This window comes from Proteus vulgaris (genome assembly GCF_016239305.1).
Taxonomy (GTDB): domain Bacteria; phylum Pseudomonadota; class Gammaproteobacteria; order Enterobacterales; family Enterobacteriaceae; genus Proteus; species Proteus vulgaris_C.
The window spans coordinates 1-18,307 of record NZ_JAEHOQ010000025.1; the positions used below are offsets into that span (position 1 = coordinate 1).

Here is an 18,307-nt window from a genome sequence, read left to right on the forward strand (position 1 = left end):
GCCCATAAATTAAAAAGAAGTGTTATTTACAATACTATACAAACCATAAGAAACAATTCGGGAAAAATATTGTCATAATAAAGGTTCTTCCTCCTGAAATAATTTTTTGAGTGTATATACTATGGATATTATTGATTCACACCGCCGTAAGTGGCTGGGGCTCGGTATGGCCGCAGTTGGACTGGGTTTATTGCCTTCTCATGCGTTTGCTTCATTAGCTACACCTCGACCAAAAATTCTTCGCTTTAATAATTTAAATACTGGTGAAACTATTAAAGCCGAGTTTTTTGATGGAAAACGTTATAATAAACATGAGCTTGCTAAGCTAAATCATCTGTTTAGAGATTACCGCCAAAATAAAATTAAAACGATTGATCCCGCCTTATTTGACCAAATCTACTTACTGCAAGTAATGCTGAATAACAATAAACCCGTTGAGCTTATTTCAGGTTATCGCTCTTTAGTGACCAATAATAATTTGCGCCAAAGTAGTAGTGGTGTCGCTAAGAAAAGCTACCATACTCGCGGGCAAGCAATGGATTTTCGCTTAGTTGGCACGGAACTTTCAAAAGTTCGTCAAGTGGCTCTAAGAATGAAAGCAGGTGGTGTTGGATATTATCCAAGAAGTAATTTTGTGCATATAGATACAGGACCTGTTCGCTCGTGGTAATCTATTGATAATTAGTTAATAGAGAGTGGAGTGATTCATGATGTATCACATTGTACCTGTGACAAATTATATGCAAAATTGCACCTTAATTTGGTGTGATGAAACGAAGGAAGCGGCAATTGTTGATCCTGGTGGCGATGTCGAAACGCTTATTGCGGAAATCGAAGCCCGCCAATTAACATTAACCAAAGTATTATTAACACACGGACACTTTGATCATATTGCAGGCACCTCTCAAATTGTTGAGCATTTTAATGTTCCTGTTTATGGGCCTCATAAAGATGATAGTTTTCTACTTGAAGAATTAGAACAACAGTGTCGTATGTTTAATTTCCCTTGTGGTAAGTCATTTATACCAGATAGTTGGTTAAATGAGGGTGATACCGTGACAATTGGTAAAACAATTTCGTTATCTGTTTTACATTGTCCTGGTCATACACCAGGACATATTATTTTTGTTAATCACCAGAATAAACTTATTTCAATGGGTGATGTGTTATTTAAAGAAAGTATTGGTCGTACTGATTTTCCACGAGGAAACCATGCCGATCTTATTGCATCAATCAAAAATAAAGTCTTACCTTTAGGCGATGATTATCTGTTTATTCCAGGACATGGCCCTATGTCTAATTTAGGTCATGAACGCCAATACAATCCGTTTTTACAAGATGAAATGCCAATCTGGTAATAGTAACGCTGATATAAGTGAATAAATATGAAAGCTCTTTATTATAAAGAGCTTTTTTATCAGTAAAAAAATGAGATTTGTATTTCTTTAGTTCTAAATAAAAATGCCATGTTAATTAAATAACGTGGCATTTGTCTTAATTACACTTTAGAAGGCAATTAGAGTACTGCAACAATGGCTTCGCACAGTGGAACCATATTCTCAAGGGTTAAACCAGCTACGTTAATACGTCCTGAGCCTACAATATAAATACCGTATTCAGCACGTAAACGCTCAACTTGTTCTTTATTTAAACCACTAAATGAGAACATACCATTTTGGTCAATAATAAAGCTAAAGTCTTGTTTAGCGCCTTTTTCTTGCAGTGTTGTCACTAACAGTTGACGCATACGCTGAATACGTTCGCGCATGGTTGTTAGTTCTTCAATCCATTCTTCTTTTAACTCTGGATTAGAAAGAATAGTTGTTACTACTGAAGCACCGTGTGCTGGTGGGTTTGAGTAGTTGGCACGGATAATTGCTTTTGCTTGGCTAAAGGCTTTTTCAGCTGTGTCGCTGTCTTTAGTGACAATGGTACACGCACCTACACGTTCATTGTAAAGACCGAAATTTTTAGAATATGAACTTGCGACAATAAGTTCAGGGTTTTTTTCTACGAAGAGACGTAGGCCTTGTGCATCTTCTTCAAGACCACGAGCAAAACCTTGGTATGCAAAATCAAAAACAGGTAACCAGCCTTTTTCTGCGGATAGTGCTGCTAGTTGGCGCCATTGTTCTTCTGTCGGATCAATACCACTTGGGTTATGGCAACAACCGTGGAATAAGACAACATCACCAGCTTGAGCATTTGCAAGGCTAGCCAACATACCATCAAAATCTAATCCGCGATTTTCTGCATCATAATAATCATAATTACAGATCTCAAGACCTGCAGTTTGGAAAATATTATTATGGTTAGGCCAAGTTGGATTACTTATCCAGACACGTTTTGCTGTGGTTTGCTGAGCAATAAAATCTGCAGCAATACGTAACGCACCTGTACCACCGGGTGCTTGTGCTGTGCGTGCACGCTTTTCGGTAATAATAGGGTGTTGTTCGCCAAACAAAAGTGCTTGGGTTACATTGCCAAATTCAGGGATACCGCTAATAGGAAGGTAATTTTTAGTGGTTTCGTTTTCTAACAGGTATTTTTCTGCTTTCTTAACAGTGGTTAAAACAGGGGTTTTACCTGTTTCATCCTTGTAAACACCAATCCCTAAGTTAATTTTGTTTTCACGAGGATCAGAACGGAAACTATCAGCTAAACCCAAAATAGGATCGGCTGGTGCAGCAATGATTTTCTCAAACATAGTTTAATTGTTCCCTAAGCTCAAAACGAAGCCGAAATATGAGTATCAAGAGTAACGCTATGAGGCCTTTTTGCCAACTGTTTGTAGAGAAATTAACAAGAAGTTGTGAACTAAGTGAGAATAAATAGCAAATCAAGATGTAAATAAGTGAATATCCTGTGATTACATTAACATGTAAAAATAATCACTAAAAAGAGATAATTGTTTAGTATGATAAACTTTTTAATGTTTCACAAATAGGGGGCATAGAGAGTGCTATCGTGATGAAGGCGTCAATCGAGCGTGACTAATATAGGGACACAAATAAAACGATAAGAGAAAGGGGAGGAGGGAAAGAGAAGGCGTGTTAAATTGTACAAATAAAAAAGCAACACCGAAGTGTTGCTTTTCAAATCAATTAACTTGACTGTTTAATTACCTAAGCGGTAATTAGAACTGATAAGTCAGACCTAAACCAACTACGTTGTCAGTTGCAACGCCGTAAGCTTTAGTGAAGTCGTTTTCATCTAACAGGTTGATTTTATAGTCAACAACTGCAGTCATGTTTTTGTTAAATTTGTAGAAAGAACCTACAGAGATATATTTAACTAAATCTTGGTCGTTGCCTTGAGCTGTACCTAAGTCTTTACCTTTAGATTGAACATAACCTAAAGATGGTTTCAGACCTAAATCAACAAAGTCATACTGTGCAGTTAACTCGATGTTTTGAGTTTTGTTAGCGATCAGAGCTTCTGAACCGTAGTAGTTCATGTTACGGCTTTCACCGTACATAGCTGCTAAGTAAACGTTGTTAGCTGCGAATTTACCACCGAAGTTCCATGCTTCTGCTGTTTTACCAGTTGCACTGCTGTGGTGTTCTTGCCAGTTAGTACGAGCTGAATTTGAGTAACCACCACCCAGAGTTACGCCCCAGCCTAAGTTATAAGCTGTAGAGAAACCGAAACCGTCGCCATTCGCTTTAGCTGAGTCAACACGTTTGCTGCTGTTGTTAGTGTTTTCGTTGTTTTTACCTTGATATTGCAGAGCAAAGTTCAGGCCATCAACGTAACCGAACATATCAGTGTTACGGTAAGTTAAAACACCAGTAGTACGGCCAGTCATGTAAACGTCAGACTGAGACATTGAGTCGCCGCCCCATAAAGGCAGAACGTCTGTCCATGCGTTGGTGTCGTAAATTACACCGTAGTTACGACCATAATCTAATGAACCGTAATCAGCGAATTTGAAACCAGCGTAAGCGAAACGAGTTTTAGATGAGTTTTCGCTTTCAGTTGTGTTAGTTTTGATTTCATACTCAAAACGACCGAAACCAACTAAATCTTTATTGATTTGAGTTTCGCCTTTGAAACCGATACGTGCACGAGAAGCGTCACCGCTTTCGTGATCACTATTTTTATCAGAATCTGCGAAGTAATGACGAACGTCAACTTTACCGTAGATGTCTACTTTGTTGCCGTCTTTGTTATACATTTCAGCTGCGTTTGCTGCACCAGCAAACATTAAAGCTGGGATTACCACTGCAAGAAGATTGCGCTTCATCATTATTATTACCCTCATTGGTGTTATTCAGACACCTTTGCCACTGCCAGAAATAGTTTCTTAATTTTTATGGAACTATTTATGAGAGTTAAGTGTCGTCTGTGTCGGGTGACAGTGTTCCATTGGTAAAAAATTTTATCTACCCCCAATTTGCTACAAAAACGAAAAAAGTGTAACAAATTGTAACTATGTATTTCAAGATATGTATTTCGGGGAACTTTTGAATCAAATTACAGCCATGCATAAAAAAAGCCAACCTTGCGGTTGGCTTCTTCACTTAAGTTAAATCTGTACAATAAAACAGCACTACAAATTTTTAACTGAATACTTATTAATCACTAAATTAAAAATCTGCATTTCTTGGTGTGCGTGGGAACGGAATAACTTCACGAACGTTTGCGACACCAGTCACATAAGCAACTAAACGTTCAAAACCTAAACCGAAACCTGAATGAGGTACTGTGCCGTAGCGACGCAGGTCACGATACCACCAGTAGTCTTCTTTATTCATTCCCATTTCTTCTAAACGTTTATCAAACATATCTAAACGCTCTTCACGCTGAGAACCACCGATGATTTCACCAATTCCTGGTGCTAATACATCCATTGCTGCAACTGTTTTACCGTCTTCATTCATACGCATATAGAATGCTTTGATATCTTTCGGGTAGTTTTTCACAACAACAGGTGCTTTAAAGTGTTTCTCTGCAAGATAACGCTCATGCTCAGAAGAGAGATCAACACCCCAGTAAACTGGGTTTTCAAATTTCTCACCGCAGTTTTCAAGCACAGTAACGGCATCGGTATAATCAATTTGAGCAAAGTCAGAGGTAATAAAGTTTTCTAAGCGTGAGATAGCGTCTTTATCTACACGTTGTGCAAAGAACTCCATATCATCTTTACGCTCTGCTAATACTGCCGCAAAGGTGTATTTCAGCATTTTTTCTGCAAGGGCCGCGATATCGTTAAGATCAGCAAATGCCACTTCAGGTTCAACCATCCAGAATTCAGCAAGGTGACGACTGGTATTTGAGTTTTCAGCACGGAATGTTGGGCCGAAAGTATACACTTTGCTTAATGCAGAGGCGTAAGTCTCGCCATTTAATTGACCTGATACGGTTAAAAACGCTTCACGGCCAAAAAAGTCTTCACTGAAATCAACTTCGCCTTTATCTGTACGTGGCAGATTGTTCATATCAAGTGTAGAGACACGGAACATTTCACCCGCACCTTCTGTATCCGCTGCTGTAATTAGTGGCGTAGAAACCCAGAAGAAGCCTTGTTCATCGAAGAAACGATGTAGTGCTTGTGCTAATGTGTGACGAACACGAGCAACGGCACCAATTAAGTTAGTACGAGGACGAAGGTGAGCAACTTCACGCAGGTACTCAATACTATGACGTTTGGCGGCCATCGGATAAGTTTCCGGATCATCGACCATTCCTACCACAACAACATTGGTGGCATGAATTTCAAAGTTCTGTCCCTGGCCCGGAGATTCAACAATTTTACCGGTGACTTCCACAGAACAGCCTGTGGTTAAGTGCAGCACTTCATCTTGATAATTCGGTAAATTATTATTAATGATGGCCTGTACTGGATTAAAGCAGGAACCGTCATAGACGGTAAGAAATGAGATACCAGCTTTTGAATCTCTTCTTGTACGTACCCAACCGCGAACGGTGACGTCTTCGCCAACCGCGATACGGCCTTGCAGTACGTCGACTACAGGCGCAACGATCATAAATAAATCTCTCTTCGTTTAATTAAAATAATTGTTTGGTTAATTCACTCTGCCCCTGTCGGACAGTTTTTCTATGTTACTTGCAATAGCGCAGGAAACAAGTAGGAAATTTTAGTTTAAAGAGTCAATAAAGAAGAGAAAAGCTTTTGTATAAAATAAATTGATAAAAATAGGAAAAATATTGATAAAAGTAGGGGTTATGACAAAAGAAAGGGCAATTATTACCCTTTCTTTTATTAATGAAGATTTTTAGCTAATTAACAGGCTTGTTTGACAAGAGGAACATCAAAGGCTTTGCGTAGCTTGTCAACAAAGTCATCGTCTTCGCAAATCGTTTTGCCTGGACTATCTGATAATTTAGCAACTGGCTTACCATTACACTCCACCAGCTTAATGACAATATTAAGTGGCGTTATCTCTGGAATGTTACAAGTGAGCCGAGTACCAATACCAAAGATTAAACGAATACGTTTATGGAAATGTTTATAAAGTACTAATGCCTTTTGAAAATCAAGGCTATCAGAAAAGACTAATACTTTACTCATGGGGTCGATGCCCAGTTTCTCATAATGCGCAATCGCTTTTTCACCCCATTCAATAGGATCACCAGAGTCGTGACGTAAACCTTGATAACTCTCTGCAAAGGCCTTATCAAAATCACGTAAAAAAGCATCCATCGTAATACAGTCTGTTAATGCAATACCTAATTGATCAGGGTATTCATCTAACCAAGATTGTAAAGCGGCGCGCTGACTATTGGCCAGCTCTGGGCTAATTTGCTGATGTGCCTGAAACCATTCGTGAGCTTGTGTACCCACAGGGGCTAATTGCATGCGTTCTGCTAAATGATAATTACTTGTACCAATAAGATAAGGGAAATGATTTTTCAGCTCATCCACAATGGCGCACTGCACATCATAAGAAAAACGGCGACGAGTACCAAAATCCATCAATTTAAAATCGGCTAAGTCAATCTGCTGTTCAGCGGCATCACGGTAAAAGATATCAATTAATTTACGTAATTGATTAACTGCATCATCTGGTGTGATTTGAGGTGAACGAGCACGATGTACAATTTCACTCACTAGAGCCAACAAAGGGACTTCCCATAAAATAACTTCACGCCAAGGGCCCGTGATTTTAATGGTAAGTTGGTTTTCAGGTGTGGTTGAAATGTGGACTTGTTCTGGCTTAAAGCGGAAATGCTTAAACCATTGCAGATAGTCATTTTTGAAAAAAGGGAGACTCTGAAGATAGTCAAATTCTTCATTCGTTAATGACAAGTCTGCCATCATGTTAACTTGATGGCGTAAGGTTGTTGCATATTCACCTAGACGTTCATCACTCCGGCAACGGAACTCAGCAACGACAGGAATATCACTATAATGATGGTAAACCGCTTGTTGCATGTGGAGCTTGTATGCATCGGTATCCAACAGTGATGTAATAATCGGTGTAGCGTCTAAAATCATAGCGCGTCAAGCATCCTCACGGAGCGTTTTTATGTCTGCTAAATCGTTAAGGTTGGAGAGTATACCCGAATATGACGACAAAGCGTCACTATTCAACAATATTTCTCTGCGACATAAAAACAAGCTGTAAAACTTAGATGAGTTTACCACGTTAAACATAATTTGGGAGTATCTTAGCATCATTTATCAAATAAATTGATTACATGCATTAATGAATTATTAACATCCTGTTGACTTTTAATGTTTTCAATTGAATATTCGACTGGCTAAACAGATTTTTGACGAGTAAGCTTTGGCAATATAACCGTTAAATAGTCGTGTTAACTAAAAGGTTTTTTTCTATGACACAACAAAGAATCGCGAAATTTCGCAAAGATTATCGTGCCCCTGACTACACAATCACCGATTTACATCTTGATTTTATCTTAGATAAAGAAAATACCCAGGTTACGGCGATCAGCCAATGTAAACGTCTAAACTCAAATGCGACAGCATTAGTATTAGATGGTGAAGATTTAATATTAAAATCAATTTCAGTTAATGATGTTGCTTGGACACACTATAAAGAAGAAAACGGCAAACTCATCATTGAACAATTGCCTGAGCAATTTACATTAAAAATTGTCAATGAAATTAATCCATCAGCTAATACTGCATTAGAAGGGCTATATGTGTCTGGTGACGCATTGTGTACGCAATGCGAAGCTGAAGGTTTCCGTCATATTACCTATTATTTAGATAGGCCTGATGTGTTAGCTCGTTACACCACAACAATCACTGCAGATAAAAAACAGTATCCTTATTTATTATCCAATGGTAACCGTATCGCACAAGGCGAACTTGAAGATGGGCGTCATTGGGTAACATGGGAAGATCCACATCCAAAACCAAGTTACTTATTTGCGGTTGTTGCGGGTGATTTTGATGTATTGCGAGATACTTTTATCACCAAAAGCGGTCGTGAAGTTGCTTTAGAGCTTTTTGTTGATAAAGGTAATTTAGATCGTGCCGATTGGGCAATGACATCATTAAAAAATGCAATGGCATGGGATCAATCTCGTTTTAATTTAGAATACGATCTCGACATCTATATGATTGTTGCCGTTGATTTCTTTAATATGGGTGCTATGGAGAATAAAGGTCTGAATGTCTTTAACTCTAAATACGTATTGGCAAAAAGTGAAACGGCAACAGATAAAGATTATTTAGGTATTGAATCTGTTATTGGTCACGAATATTTCCATAACTGGACAGGTAATCGTATTACTTGTCGTGATTGGTTCCAATTAAGTCTAAAAGAAGGCTTAACGGTTTTCCGTGACCAAGAATTCAGTTCAGATTTAGGCTCTCGCTCTGTTAACCGCATCAATAATGTACGAGTGATGCGTACCGCTCAATTCGCAGAAGATGCAAGCCCAATGGCACATCCAATTCGTCCTGATAGTGTGATCGAAATGAACAATTTCTATACTTTAACAGTATATGAAAAAGGTTCAGAAGTGATCAGAATGATCCATACCTTATTAGGTGAAGAGCAATTCCAAGCAGGCATTCAAATGTATATTCATCGTCATGACGGTAGTGCTGCAACCTGTGATGATTTTATTCAAGCGATGGAAGATGCTTCTAATGTTGATCTCACTTTATTCCGTCGTTGGTATAGCCAATCAGGTACACCACAACTGACTGTACGTGACAGCTATGATGTGAATAAAAAGCAATACACCTTAACTGTTAGTCAAATGACACCACCAACAGCTGATCAAGCTGAAAAACAAGCGCTACATATTCCATTAGATATTGAATTGTATGATCATAAAGGTAACGTGATCCCTCTGCGTTCACAAGATCAGGCTATTTCTAATGTATTGAATGTCGTCCGTGAAGAACAACAATTTGTATTTGATGACGTTCCAGAACAGCCAATCCCATCTTTATTACGTGAGTTCTCTGCGCCTGTAAAACTTGACTATCCATTTACGGATGAACAATTATCCTTTTTAATGAAATATGCTCGTAATGCATTTTCACGTTGGGATGCGGCGCAATCATTGTTGGGACGCTATATAAAAGAAAATGTTACTCGAGTTCAAAAGGGGGAAAACTGCATTCTTCCTGAAATGGTGGTTGATGCTTTCCGTGCAGTATTACTTGATAAAGATATCGATCCTGCATTAGCTGCACTTATTCTGACATTACCTACGGACGTTGAAGCGGGTGAGTCATTTAGCATTATCGATCCAATAGCTATTCATAAAGCGCTTGGTTTTATTCGTAAAACACTAGCAACTGAAATGGCAGATGAATTCTCTGCTGTTTATCATTCTATGCATATTAGCGCTTATCGTGTTAATCATGAAGATATTGCAAAACGTGATTTACGTAATGTTTGCTTAGGTTATTTAGCAGTTGAGAATGAGCAAACAGGTAACAAACTTGTTGATGCACAATATCACAACAGCGATAACATGACTGATGCTCTTGCAGCGCTTCATGCGGCTGTAATGGCGCAGTTACCTTGTAAAGATGCGCTATTACAAGAGTTCGATGATAAATGGCATCAAGATGGTTTAGTAATGGACAAATGGTTTAGCTTACAAGCCATGAGCCCTGCAAAAGATGTGTTACAAAAAGTACGCAGTTTGTTATCTCATCGCTCATTTACATTAGCAAACCCTAACCGTACTCGTGCATTAATTGGCGCATTTGTAAATAATAACCCAGTCGCTTTCCACGCTGAAGAGGGTTCTGGTTACTTATTATTGACAGAAATTCTGACTGACTTAAATAGCCGTAACCCACAAGTCGCTTCACGCCTTATTGAACCATTTATTCGTTTAAAACGCTATGACGCAACACGCCAAGAAAAAATGCGTGCAGAGTTATTAAAACTGAAAGCACTTGAGAATTTATCAGGTGATCTCTATGAGAAAATTACCAAAGCGTTAGCTGATTAATATCGCGCTTAATATCACTTTATAAGTGAATAAGTAGCGAAAAATTAGCATGATAATCAGATCCCCAGCATAGTCTGGGGATTTTTTATGGCGAATTGTGAAATTAGAGCGTTTACTTTTCATACTTTTATCTATATGATGCACGACGCTTAAATTGTCGTAGACATATCATTCCTAATACCCGATATTCTCAATGGAGATCGTATGTATTATTCCTTAGTAAGGAAGGCATTGTTTCGGCTAGATCCTGAACGTGCCCATGATTTTACCTTCCGTCAGTTAAAACGTTTATCTCATTCCCCATTTCAATTTCTTATTCAGCAATCACTTCCTTCAAAACCCGTTTCCTGTATGGGACTCTCATTTAAAAATCCACTTGGTCTTGCTGCTGGTCTTGATAAGAACGGTGATTGTATAGATGCACTTGGTGCTATGGGATTCGGTTTTATTGAAGTCGGTACCGTGACACCACGTCCTCAAGTTGGAAATGATAAACCGCGTTTATTTCGTTTAGTGGAAGCAGAAGGGTTAATTAACCGTATGGGGTTTAATAATCTCGGTGTTGATAACCTTATTGAAAATGTAAAACAATCTCGTTATGGCGGTGTGCTAGGTATTAATATTGGTAAAAATAAAGATACTCCTGTAGAGCAAGGCAAAGACGATTATCTGATTTGTATGGAAAAAGTTTATGCGCATGCTGGTTATATCGCGATCAATATATCATCACCAAACACTCCGGGTTTGCGTACACTGCAATATGGCGAAGCTTTAGATGATTTGTTATCCGCAATTAAAAATAAACAATTAGAGTTGCAAGGAAAATATCAAAAATATGTTCCTGTTGCCGTCAAAATTGCACCTGATTTAACACATGAAGAATTAATTCAAGTTGCAGATAGCTTAGTGCGTCATCATATTGATGGTGTTATTGCGACAAATACCACATTAGATAAGTCATTAGTCAGTGGATTAGATCATTGTAATGAAGCAGGGGGATTAAGTGGTCGTCCGGTACAATCAAAAAGCACACAAATAATTCGCCAATTAAATGAAGAATTAAAAGGCGCATTACCTATTATTGGTGTAGGTGGAATTGATTCATTAACTGCAGCAAGAGAGAAAATGGATGCTGGTGCTTCTCTCATTCAAGTCTATTCAGGATTCATTTATCAAGGTCCTGCGCTTATCAAATCTATAATTAATCATATCTAAATACATTTTATAATGAGTTAAGGGCTTTTCTTCTGCCCTTAACTCGTTTATATTGCCCCTAGTTGGTTATTTTTTATTAAATTGCACTGATTGTGCTTAATTAATAGTAAAATGAATCCTGTTTTTGTTAGGTGATATTAAATATTTTATTTATGTCATTTAATTTTGATTATTTGTCAGAGTATAAAACAGGTAATGAATCGAAGGGGGATTAATTAGTGATAATAAAACCCGATGATCGCTGGCGTTGGTATTTTGATGTTGAGCAACAAAGATTAATGCTTGATTTAGCCAATGGCATAGTTTTTCGTTCTCGCTTTCCAAGCAAAATGCTAAGTGAGAGTGCTTGCCAATCAGCATCTTTTACCGTCGATGATGCAGCTCTTTATTATGGATACGATGAGCAGATCCGCCAAATAGATATGCCGTCAGAATCAAGAGCTGAATTAGCATTAAATGCATTAATAGCCCATCGTTTTTTAAAGCCACTGATGCCTAAGAGTTGGTATTTTGAAGTTAGCAATAATCCAACTAATCCTTGTTTATCGCAAGTGGTAGAGGCTTCATTAAAAGAAGGTAATGAAACTGCACTTTTTTTAGTGGCAGAAGTGGGAACTCAAGCTTGTTTATGCTTATTAGCGCAACCGCAATTAACGTTATTTGATAGAACACTTAATTTTTGTGACCCAATAAAAATTATGAATGACAGGTTAAGCAATTACCATAAAGAGTCGGAGTCAGGATCATTTTTGTACGAAAAAGTTATTTAACAAAAAGAGTAAAAAGGACTTACTCTTTTTATTATTACTCATTAATTTAACATCCCAAAAACAAATTCACCTTAAACAACACTTCCTAAAATCAAATCTCTATTATTTTTTCTCACAATACATTTCTAGAAACAAATAAAATGAGTTTATCGGTAATTCATTACTCAGGTATTAATAAGATAATTCTTATTAAATAAACTATTTTATTTAAAATAAAAAAAGAAGATAAGGACAAATTACCTTCTTTTAATTTGTGATAAAGATAAGTGTCATTTTTTATTAAGTGAAAGTTTCACATTACCATTAGGAACACAGCTACAGGCTAGGATTTTACCTGAGCGTTATGACTGAGCCAAGATAACCCTTTTTATTAAAAATACTCTTTCATGGAAAGAGGACATGATTGGTCAAGGATTTGTGTGGCTATTAATATGACACTTTGAATAAGAGAAATTTTCTTATGGCGTACTTAATGTTGAATGTGAACTATGAATAAAGCGGTTTATAAATCTCGTATCAAAAAACAGAATGGTCAAATAATAGTGTGTTGCTCATATTAGATCACTATTGTCATTGCATGGTTGAATATAAAAAGGAATTTATATGAGTGAACGAGTCAAACCGATCGAAGTAATGAGACGTAACATTTGCCCTGTATGTGCAAAAATGGACTGTCCATTTTTAACAAAGGATAAGTATTGTAAAGAGATGATGGATGCTTTCAGGGAAGGTGATATACCCAAAGCGATAAAAATTTATTCTCAGCGTTATTTACAGTATGCGGGGCTGATGAGTGGTAGTTTAAAGAAAGCTGTTGAATCATATGATTCTATTGTTCAAATGTTTACTTCGACATCTAAGAAGCAAATCAGTATTCCTGCTGAATTAAATATAGCAATAATATCTGCACAATCTACGTTAATACCAGAAAAGAGTATCAATAAAGCCACATTAGCTCCAATCGCTATACTCACTCCTGCAATAACAACGACAAGTGCAACGTCCGTGACAGAAACGCTGGGGGCTATTTTAGGGCGCGCATTAGGTTTAGGTGCAGGCTTTATGCTGTATTCTCCTCCCGTTGGAGTAGGCAGTGATAGATATCCTTCAGTCATTTACCAAGAATATCCTAAAAACCAAGAAACCGCACTTACTGTGGCTGGGCTGAAATTAAACATCCCTAAAGAGGCACATTTAAGAGATATTGCAAAGCAAAAAGGGATAATTAGTACCTCAGCTACTGTAATCGAACAGGTAGTTAATGGGACGAAACAGATTGAATTAGTGAGAACGGATGCACCAGTTAAAACTCGTGTAGTTGAAGCGAGAAAAACGGTTGAAAAAGGTATTTTTGCTTATACTTTACCAAATGAGAAACAAGAAAGAATAGTTCAGATTGGTAGCGTAGAAATTTTAACGGGTGCAGCATTACCTCAGCCGGAAAGACATAAATATCTACCTGATAAGGTATATGATATTCCTAGGTTTAATAACTTACCTTTAGATGCGCCAACTTTTTTTACAGAAAATGAGAAAGTACAGTCTTCGCTGAAAGAACCTATAATTTTGGTGTTTCCATGGGAATTAGGGATAAAACCAATTTATTTATCAACGGGGAAAAAGGATACCACTCGTCGGGGAGTAAAAGAGCTTGGTCATAGTTATCATCCAGTACCAAGAACTGAAGATATTAAAGGATTGGGTATCCTTAAGCCTGTCCAAGGTAAAACACCTAAACAAGGTGGGGCAGGTAAACTCAATCGCTGGAAAGGTGATAAGGGGCGAAGAATTTATGAATGGGATTCACAGCACGGCGAGCTGGAAGGATATCGTGCCAGTGATGGCCAACATATTGGGGCATTTGACCCAAAAACAGGTAACCAGTTAAAACCAGCAGATCCTAAACGCAATATCAAAAAATATCTATAAGGAAGATGGAATTATGGGATTGAAATTACATACTCAGTGGTTTGATAAAAAAACAGAAGAAATTATAGGAGAGGAGTACTCAAGAGATTTTGGTGATGATGACTTCCTGATTGATGAAACAATTGACCCGAAAGGCGAAAATATCATTAATAATGGAGTTTTTGATTTACATGAAGATTGGGTAAAAGCTATTCAAAAGCATGTTACACATAAAATTGAATTGAATAAGTATCTTTACCAAATTTCTTTTGATTACCGTGATAAGTGGTAATGGGTAAGCATATATAATATCTGTTTATTTCATTTTGAAAGTCTCTTAATAGAGGCTTTTTTATTATGCCTAACTTGTCCTAGCAAAAAAATAAGTTTAACTCACTCATCCTCAATAAAATCCTTTTTATTATCTTTATACTTAATAAGATAATAGTTTTTGGCAAACCATAACGACTGGCAATGTAATGAATATTGAGGAAGCTTACTTGAGCCTAAGAATTCAATAAACTCAGTTATATACGAATGAGGTAAAATTAATCAATTTAATATTTACCTATAACGATATATATCATACATAACTGTGTTTATATTTAGTTTTTTATTTAATTTATTTGTTCATATCAATTTGATTTTTATTATCTTTAAGTGAAAGTTTCACATTACCGTTAGGAACACAGCTACAGGCTAGGATTTTGCCTGAGCGTTTAATTGCTCCAGCTTTTAATGCATTAACATCACCTTCATCTAATTGGATAACACAAGAGCCACAAAGACCCGCTCGGCAACTATAAGGAATGGTATAACCATTATTTTCAAGCTGTTCTAACAGGACTTCTTGGTTATTACCTACGAAAACCTCGCCATTAAATTCAATACTAACAGTCTGTTCTTGTGTGTTTTCAACAATAAGTGTTGATTGTGTTTCAACAGGTGCTGTTACAAGATACTGTTTCGCTTTTTTATACGCTAATACCTCAACAGTATCTCCCACACGAATAATACCCGTTTGACGAATGATGACATTTTGACCAAAATCGACATCACCGGTTTCATCACTACGGAATGTTTGCAGTGTTGCAAGTGGTTCTGTGTTAGGATGTTTTACACCTTTATCAATACTAATTGTGGTCATAATGCAACGGCTACATGGTTTCATTAGATCCATCACAACAGAGCCAACACGAATAGTCTGCCAAGTATCTTCTTCAAAAGGCTTTGCACCTGTTATGAGGATATTACCTCGAAATTGCTCAATATTAATTGAAGCAGAGCAACGCTGTTGTAAGTATTGAAATGAGGCTTCATTAATTAATAAGTAAGGGTAACCATCAGCGAAAGAGACAGCGGTTTCTGGATTTTTTTTCACTCGACGTGTCGATTTTTCGCCAGTCCAACGAAGTTGAACATCCATTTTTAAATAACGACTGAACCACTGATTTATTTCATCTGGCGCCACATACGCGGTAAAATGGTTGCCCCAAACTTCTGTCGGTTGCAATGTGGTCTCAAAATCTTGATAGGTGATAGCAATACCCTCACCATCAGGTGCTTGAATATAAATACCATTTGCCATGACAGTGGGAATAAAGCACAGCAAAATGGGAAATTTTCGTGCCGTGATAAACGTCCCTTCAGGGGTAGTTATCATAAAATCACGATCAAACGTGAATCCGCTCTCACGAGCAAATGCATGAGAAAGTCGAATTCCCTTCATTGATTTAACTGGGTGTATATAAAGGCGTGAAACGTTGATCATCAGTGCTCCCAAAAGACATTATTATTTTTTATAGCCAGTAACTTTATGACAACGTAATACAATTAGCTATAATGCCCAACAATTTTATTTTAGGTGGTAACAATATTATGCGCTCTCTGTTTGCCAGCACAGGCCGAGGTCTGGAAGAATTATTAAAATCTGAACTTGAACACTTAGGTGCTCAGGCTTGCCAGATAACACAAGGCGGTGTTTATTTTCGTGCTGATGATAAAACCATGTATCAGTCTCTGCTTTGGAGTCGTTTAGCGTCACGAATCATGTTGCCGTTAAATGAATTCAATGTTTATAGTGATCTAGACTTATATCTTGGTGTGCAGGCAATTGATTGGAGTGAGATTTTTACTGTTAATCAGACTTTTGCTATCCATTTTAATGGTACGAATGACATTATTCGTAATAGCCAATATGGTGCATTAAAAGCAAAAGATGCCATTGTTGACTCATTTCAACGCAAAATAGGGCAACGTCCTGATGTAGCTAAGCAATCTCCTGATATCCGCTTAACTATCCATCTTCATAAAGAAAAAGCATCACTCTCTTTAGACTTAAGTGGTGATGGTTTACATCAGCGTGGTTATCGTGATTTAACCGGGCAAGCACCTTTAAAAGAAAATTTAGCGGCTGCGATTATTATGCGTTCAGGTTGGAAAACCGATACACCATTAATCGACCCAATGTGTGGCTCAGGAACATTATTAATTGAAGCGGCCATGATGGCGACAGACTGTGCTCCAGCATTAAATAGAGTGAATTGGGGCTTTCGTCATTGGTTAGGTCATGATGAAGCATTATGGAAAGAAGTCACTCATGAGGCTTTTGCTCGTTTTCGTGAAGGCAAAAAGAATACAATTGCTCGTTTTTATGGTTTTGATGTTGATAAACGTGTGTTAGATATGGCAAGAGCTAATGCGCGTAGAGCTGATGTTGCTGATTTAATTACCTTTGCTCATGGTGATGCAGCAAAACTGACTAATCCTGTGTCAGCGGAAGTAAAAGGAACGATTATCAGTAACCCACCTTATGGTGAACGCTTAGAAAGTGAGCCAGCACTAATTGCACTGCATAGTCAATTAGGAAGAGCTATAAAGGCACACTTTCCAGGTTGGCGATTATCGCTATTTAGTGCATCACCTGAATTATTGAGTTGTATTCAATTACGTGCAGAACGTGAGTTCAAAGCAAAAAATGGCCCTCTTGATTGTGTACAGAAAAACTATTTACTTTCTGATACTCCATCAATGATTAACACCGGGCTTGCTGAAGATTTTGCAAACCGTTTGCGTAAAAATGAGAAAAAACTCGCGAAATGGGCAAAACAACAGCAAATTGAATGCTATCGCTTATATGATGCTGATTTACCTGAATATAATGTTGCTGTAGATCGTTATGGCGAAAAAGTGGTTATTCAAGAATATGCACCACCTAAAACAGTTAACGAACATAAAGCACGCCAACGTTTGTTTGATGTTATTAGCGCTACGATGGAAGTATTAGCATTACGTTCTGACCAACTGATTTTAAAAACTCGTCAACGCCAAAAAGGTAAATTACAGTATGAAAAAATGGCTGAGAAGGGTGATTTCTTTTTAGTTGATGAGTTTGGTGCAAAATTCTGGGTAAATCTAACGGATTACCTCGATACAGGACTGTTTTTAGATCACCGTATTGCACGAAAAATGCTGGGTGAAATGAGCAAAGGAAAAGATTTCTTAAACCTCTTTGCTTATACCGGTACTGCATCAGTACATGCGGGGATTGGTGGTGCAAAAAGTACGACGACAGTTGATATGTCTCGTACCTACCTTGAATGGGCAGAAAAAAACTTCCAAGCAAATGGTCTATCAGGTAGACAACATCGTTTAATGCAAGCTGACTGCTTGCAATGGTTGATGCAAAGCAATGAACAATTTGATGTGATTTTTATCGATCCACCTACGTTTTCTAACTCAAAGCGTATGGAAAATACCTTTGATGTTCAACGTGATCATATTGAATTGATGAAACATCTAAAACGTTTGTTGAGAAAAGGTGGCACGATCATGTTCTCAAATAACAAACGTGGGTTCAAAATGGAACATGAAGAGTTAGCAAAAATAGGATTATCCGCAAAAGAGATAACACAGAAAACATTATCACAAGACTTTGCGCGTAACCGCCAAATCCACAATTGCTGGCTGTTAACTCATGCTGGTGAGGAATAATT

Annotated in this window: 12 protein-coding genes and 1 pseudogene; 8 read left to right on the forward strand and 5 right to left on the reverse strand. The window is 37.6% G+C overall.

Annotation, left to right across the window (positions count from 1 at the left end; translation table 11 throughout):
- The first annotated feature begins 121 nt into the window (after positions 1-121).
- Positions 122-670: a YcbK family protein gene (locus tag JEP40_RS15985; RefSeq protein WP_072062789.1), complete on the forward strand. Its 549-nt coding sequence runs from the start codon at positions 122-124 to the stop codon at positions 668-670.
- A gap of 37 nt (positions 671-707) precedes the next feature.
- Complete coding sequence (locus JEP40_RS15990) at positions 708-1,358, forward strand: MBL fold metallo-hydrolase (protein WP_198624358.1); 651 nt, start codon at positions 708-710, stop codon at positions 1,356-1,358.
- 158 nt (positions 1,359-1,516) lie between these two features.
- On the opposite strand, the gene JEP40_RS15995 is transcribed toward JEP40_RS15990, so the two are convergent.
- The 4 genes from JEP40_RS15995 to pncB all read right to left on the reverse strand — a co-directional run bounded on the left by JEP40_RS15995 (position 1,517) and on the right by pncB (position 7,462).
- A complete protein-coding gene (locus JEP40_RS15995; protein ID WP_198624359.1) occupies positions 1,517-2,707 on the reverse strand; it encodes an amino acid aminotransferase in 1,191 nt (396 codons plus the stop codon).
- Positions 2,708-3,136: 429 nt separating this feature from the next.
- Entirely contained in the window at positions 3,137-4,249 is a 1,113-nt protein-coding gene (locus JEP40_RS16000; protein ID WP_269814769.1) for a porin, read from the reverse strand.
- A gap of 340 nt (positions 4,250-4,589) precedes the next feature.
- Positions 4,590-5,990, reverse strand: coding sequence for an asparagine--tRNA ligase (gene asnS / locus JEP40_RS16005; protein ID WP_109408809.1), 1,401 nt, complete (start codon positions 5,988-5,990; stop codon positions 4,590-4,592).
- A gap of 257 nt (positions 5,991-6,247) precedes the next feature.
- Positions 6,248-7,462, reverse strand: coding sequence for a nicotinate phosphoribosyltransferase (pncB, locus tag JEP40_RS16010; protein ID WP_166539552.1), 1,215 nt, complete (start codon positions 7,460-7,462; stop codon positions 6,248-6,250).
- Between the two features lie 341 nt (positions 7,463-7,803).
- Here pncB and pepN point away from each other — a divergent pair, with 341 nt between their 5' ends.
- From pepN to JEP40_RS16035, 5 genes and pseudogenes are all read left to right on the forward strand, one after another.
- On the forward strand, positions 7,804-10,419 hold the full coding sequence (gene pepN, locus JEP40_RS16015) for an aminopeptidase N (protein WP_198624360.1): 2,616 nt from the start codon (positions 7,804-7,806) through the stop codon (positions 10,417-10,419).
- 204 nt (positions 10,420-10,623) lie between these two features.
- Positions 10,624-11,634, forward strand: a complete 1,011-nt coding sequence (gene pyrD, locus JEP40_RS16020) for a quinone-dependent dihydroorotate dehydrogenase (protein WP_036912193.1) — start codon at positions 10,624-10,626, stop codon at positions 11,632-11,634.
- A 218-nt stretch (positions 11,635-11,852) separates the two neighbouring features.
- Positions 11,853-12,404: a cell division protein ZapC gene (locus JEP40_RS16025; protein ID WP_198624361.1), complete on the forward strand. Its 552-nt coding sequence runs from the start codon at positions 11,853-11,855 to the stop codon at positions 12,402-12,404.
- 1,632 nt (positions 12,405-14,036) lie between these two features.
- Positions 14,037-14,333 (forward strand): annotated as a pseudogene (locus JEP40_RS19290) (colicin E3/pyocin S6 family cytotoxin); the annotation flags it as partial.
- Positions 14,334-14,346: 13 nt separating this feature from the next.
- Entirely contained in the window at positions 14,347-14,604 is a 258-nt protein-coding gene (locus tag JEP40_RS16035; protein ID WP_198624363.1) for a colicin E3-like toxin immunity protein, read from the forward strand.
- 330 nt (positions 14,605-14,934) lie between these two features.
- Here the strand turns inward: JEP40_RS16035 and JEP40_RS16040 are convergent, their stop codons facing one another.
- Positions 14,935-16,083 carry a YcbX family protein gene (locus tag JEP40_RS16040; RefSeq protein WP_198624364.1) on the reverse strand — a complete coding sequence of 383 codons (1,149 nt, stop codon included), beginning with the start codon at positions 16,081-16,083 and terminating at the stop codon, positions 14,935-14,937.
- Between the two features lie 107 nt (positions 16,084-16,190).
- Between JEP40_RS16040 and rlmKL the strand changes: the two genes are divergently transcribed.
- The gene (gene rlmKL, locus JEP40_RS16045; protein WP_198624365.1) at positions 16,191-18,305 is read left to right on the forward strand and encodes a bifunctional 23S rRNA (guanine(2069)-N(7))-methyltransferase RlmK/23S rRNA (guanine(2445)-N(2))-methyltransferase RlmL; all 2,115 of its coding nucleotides are present in this window, start codon (positions 16,191-16,193) and stop codon (positions 18,303-18,305) included.
- Positions 18,306-18,307: the final 2 nt, after the last annotated feature.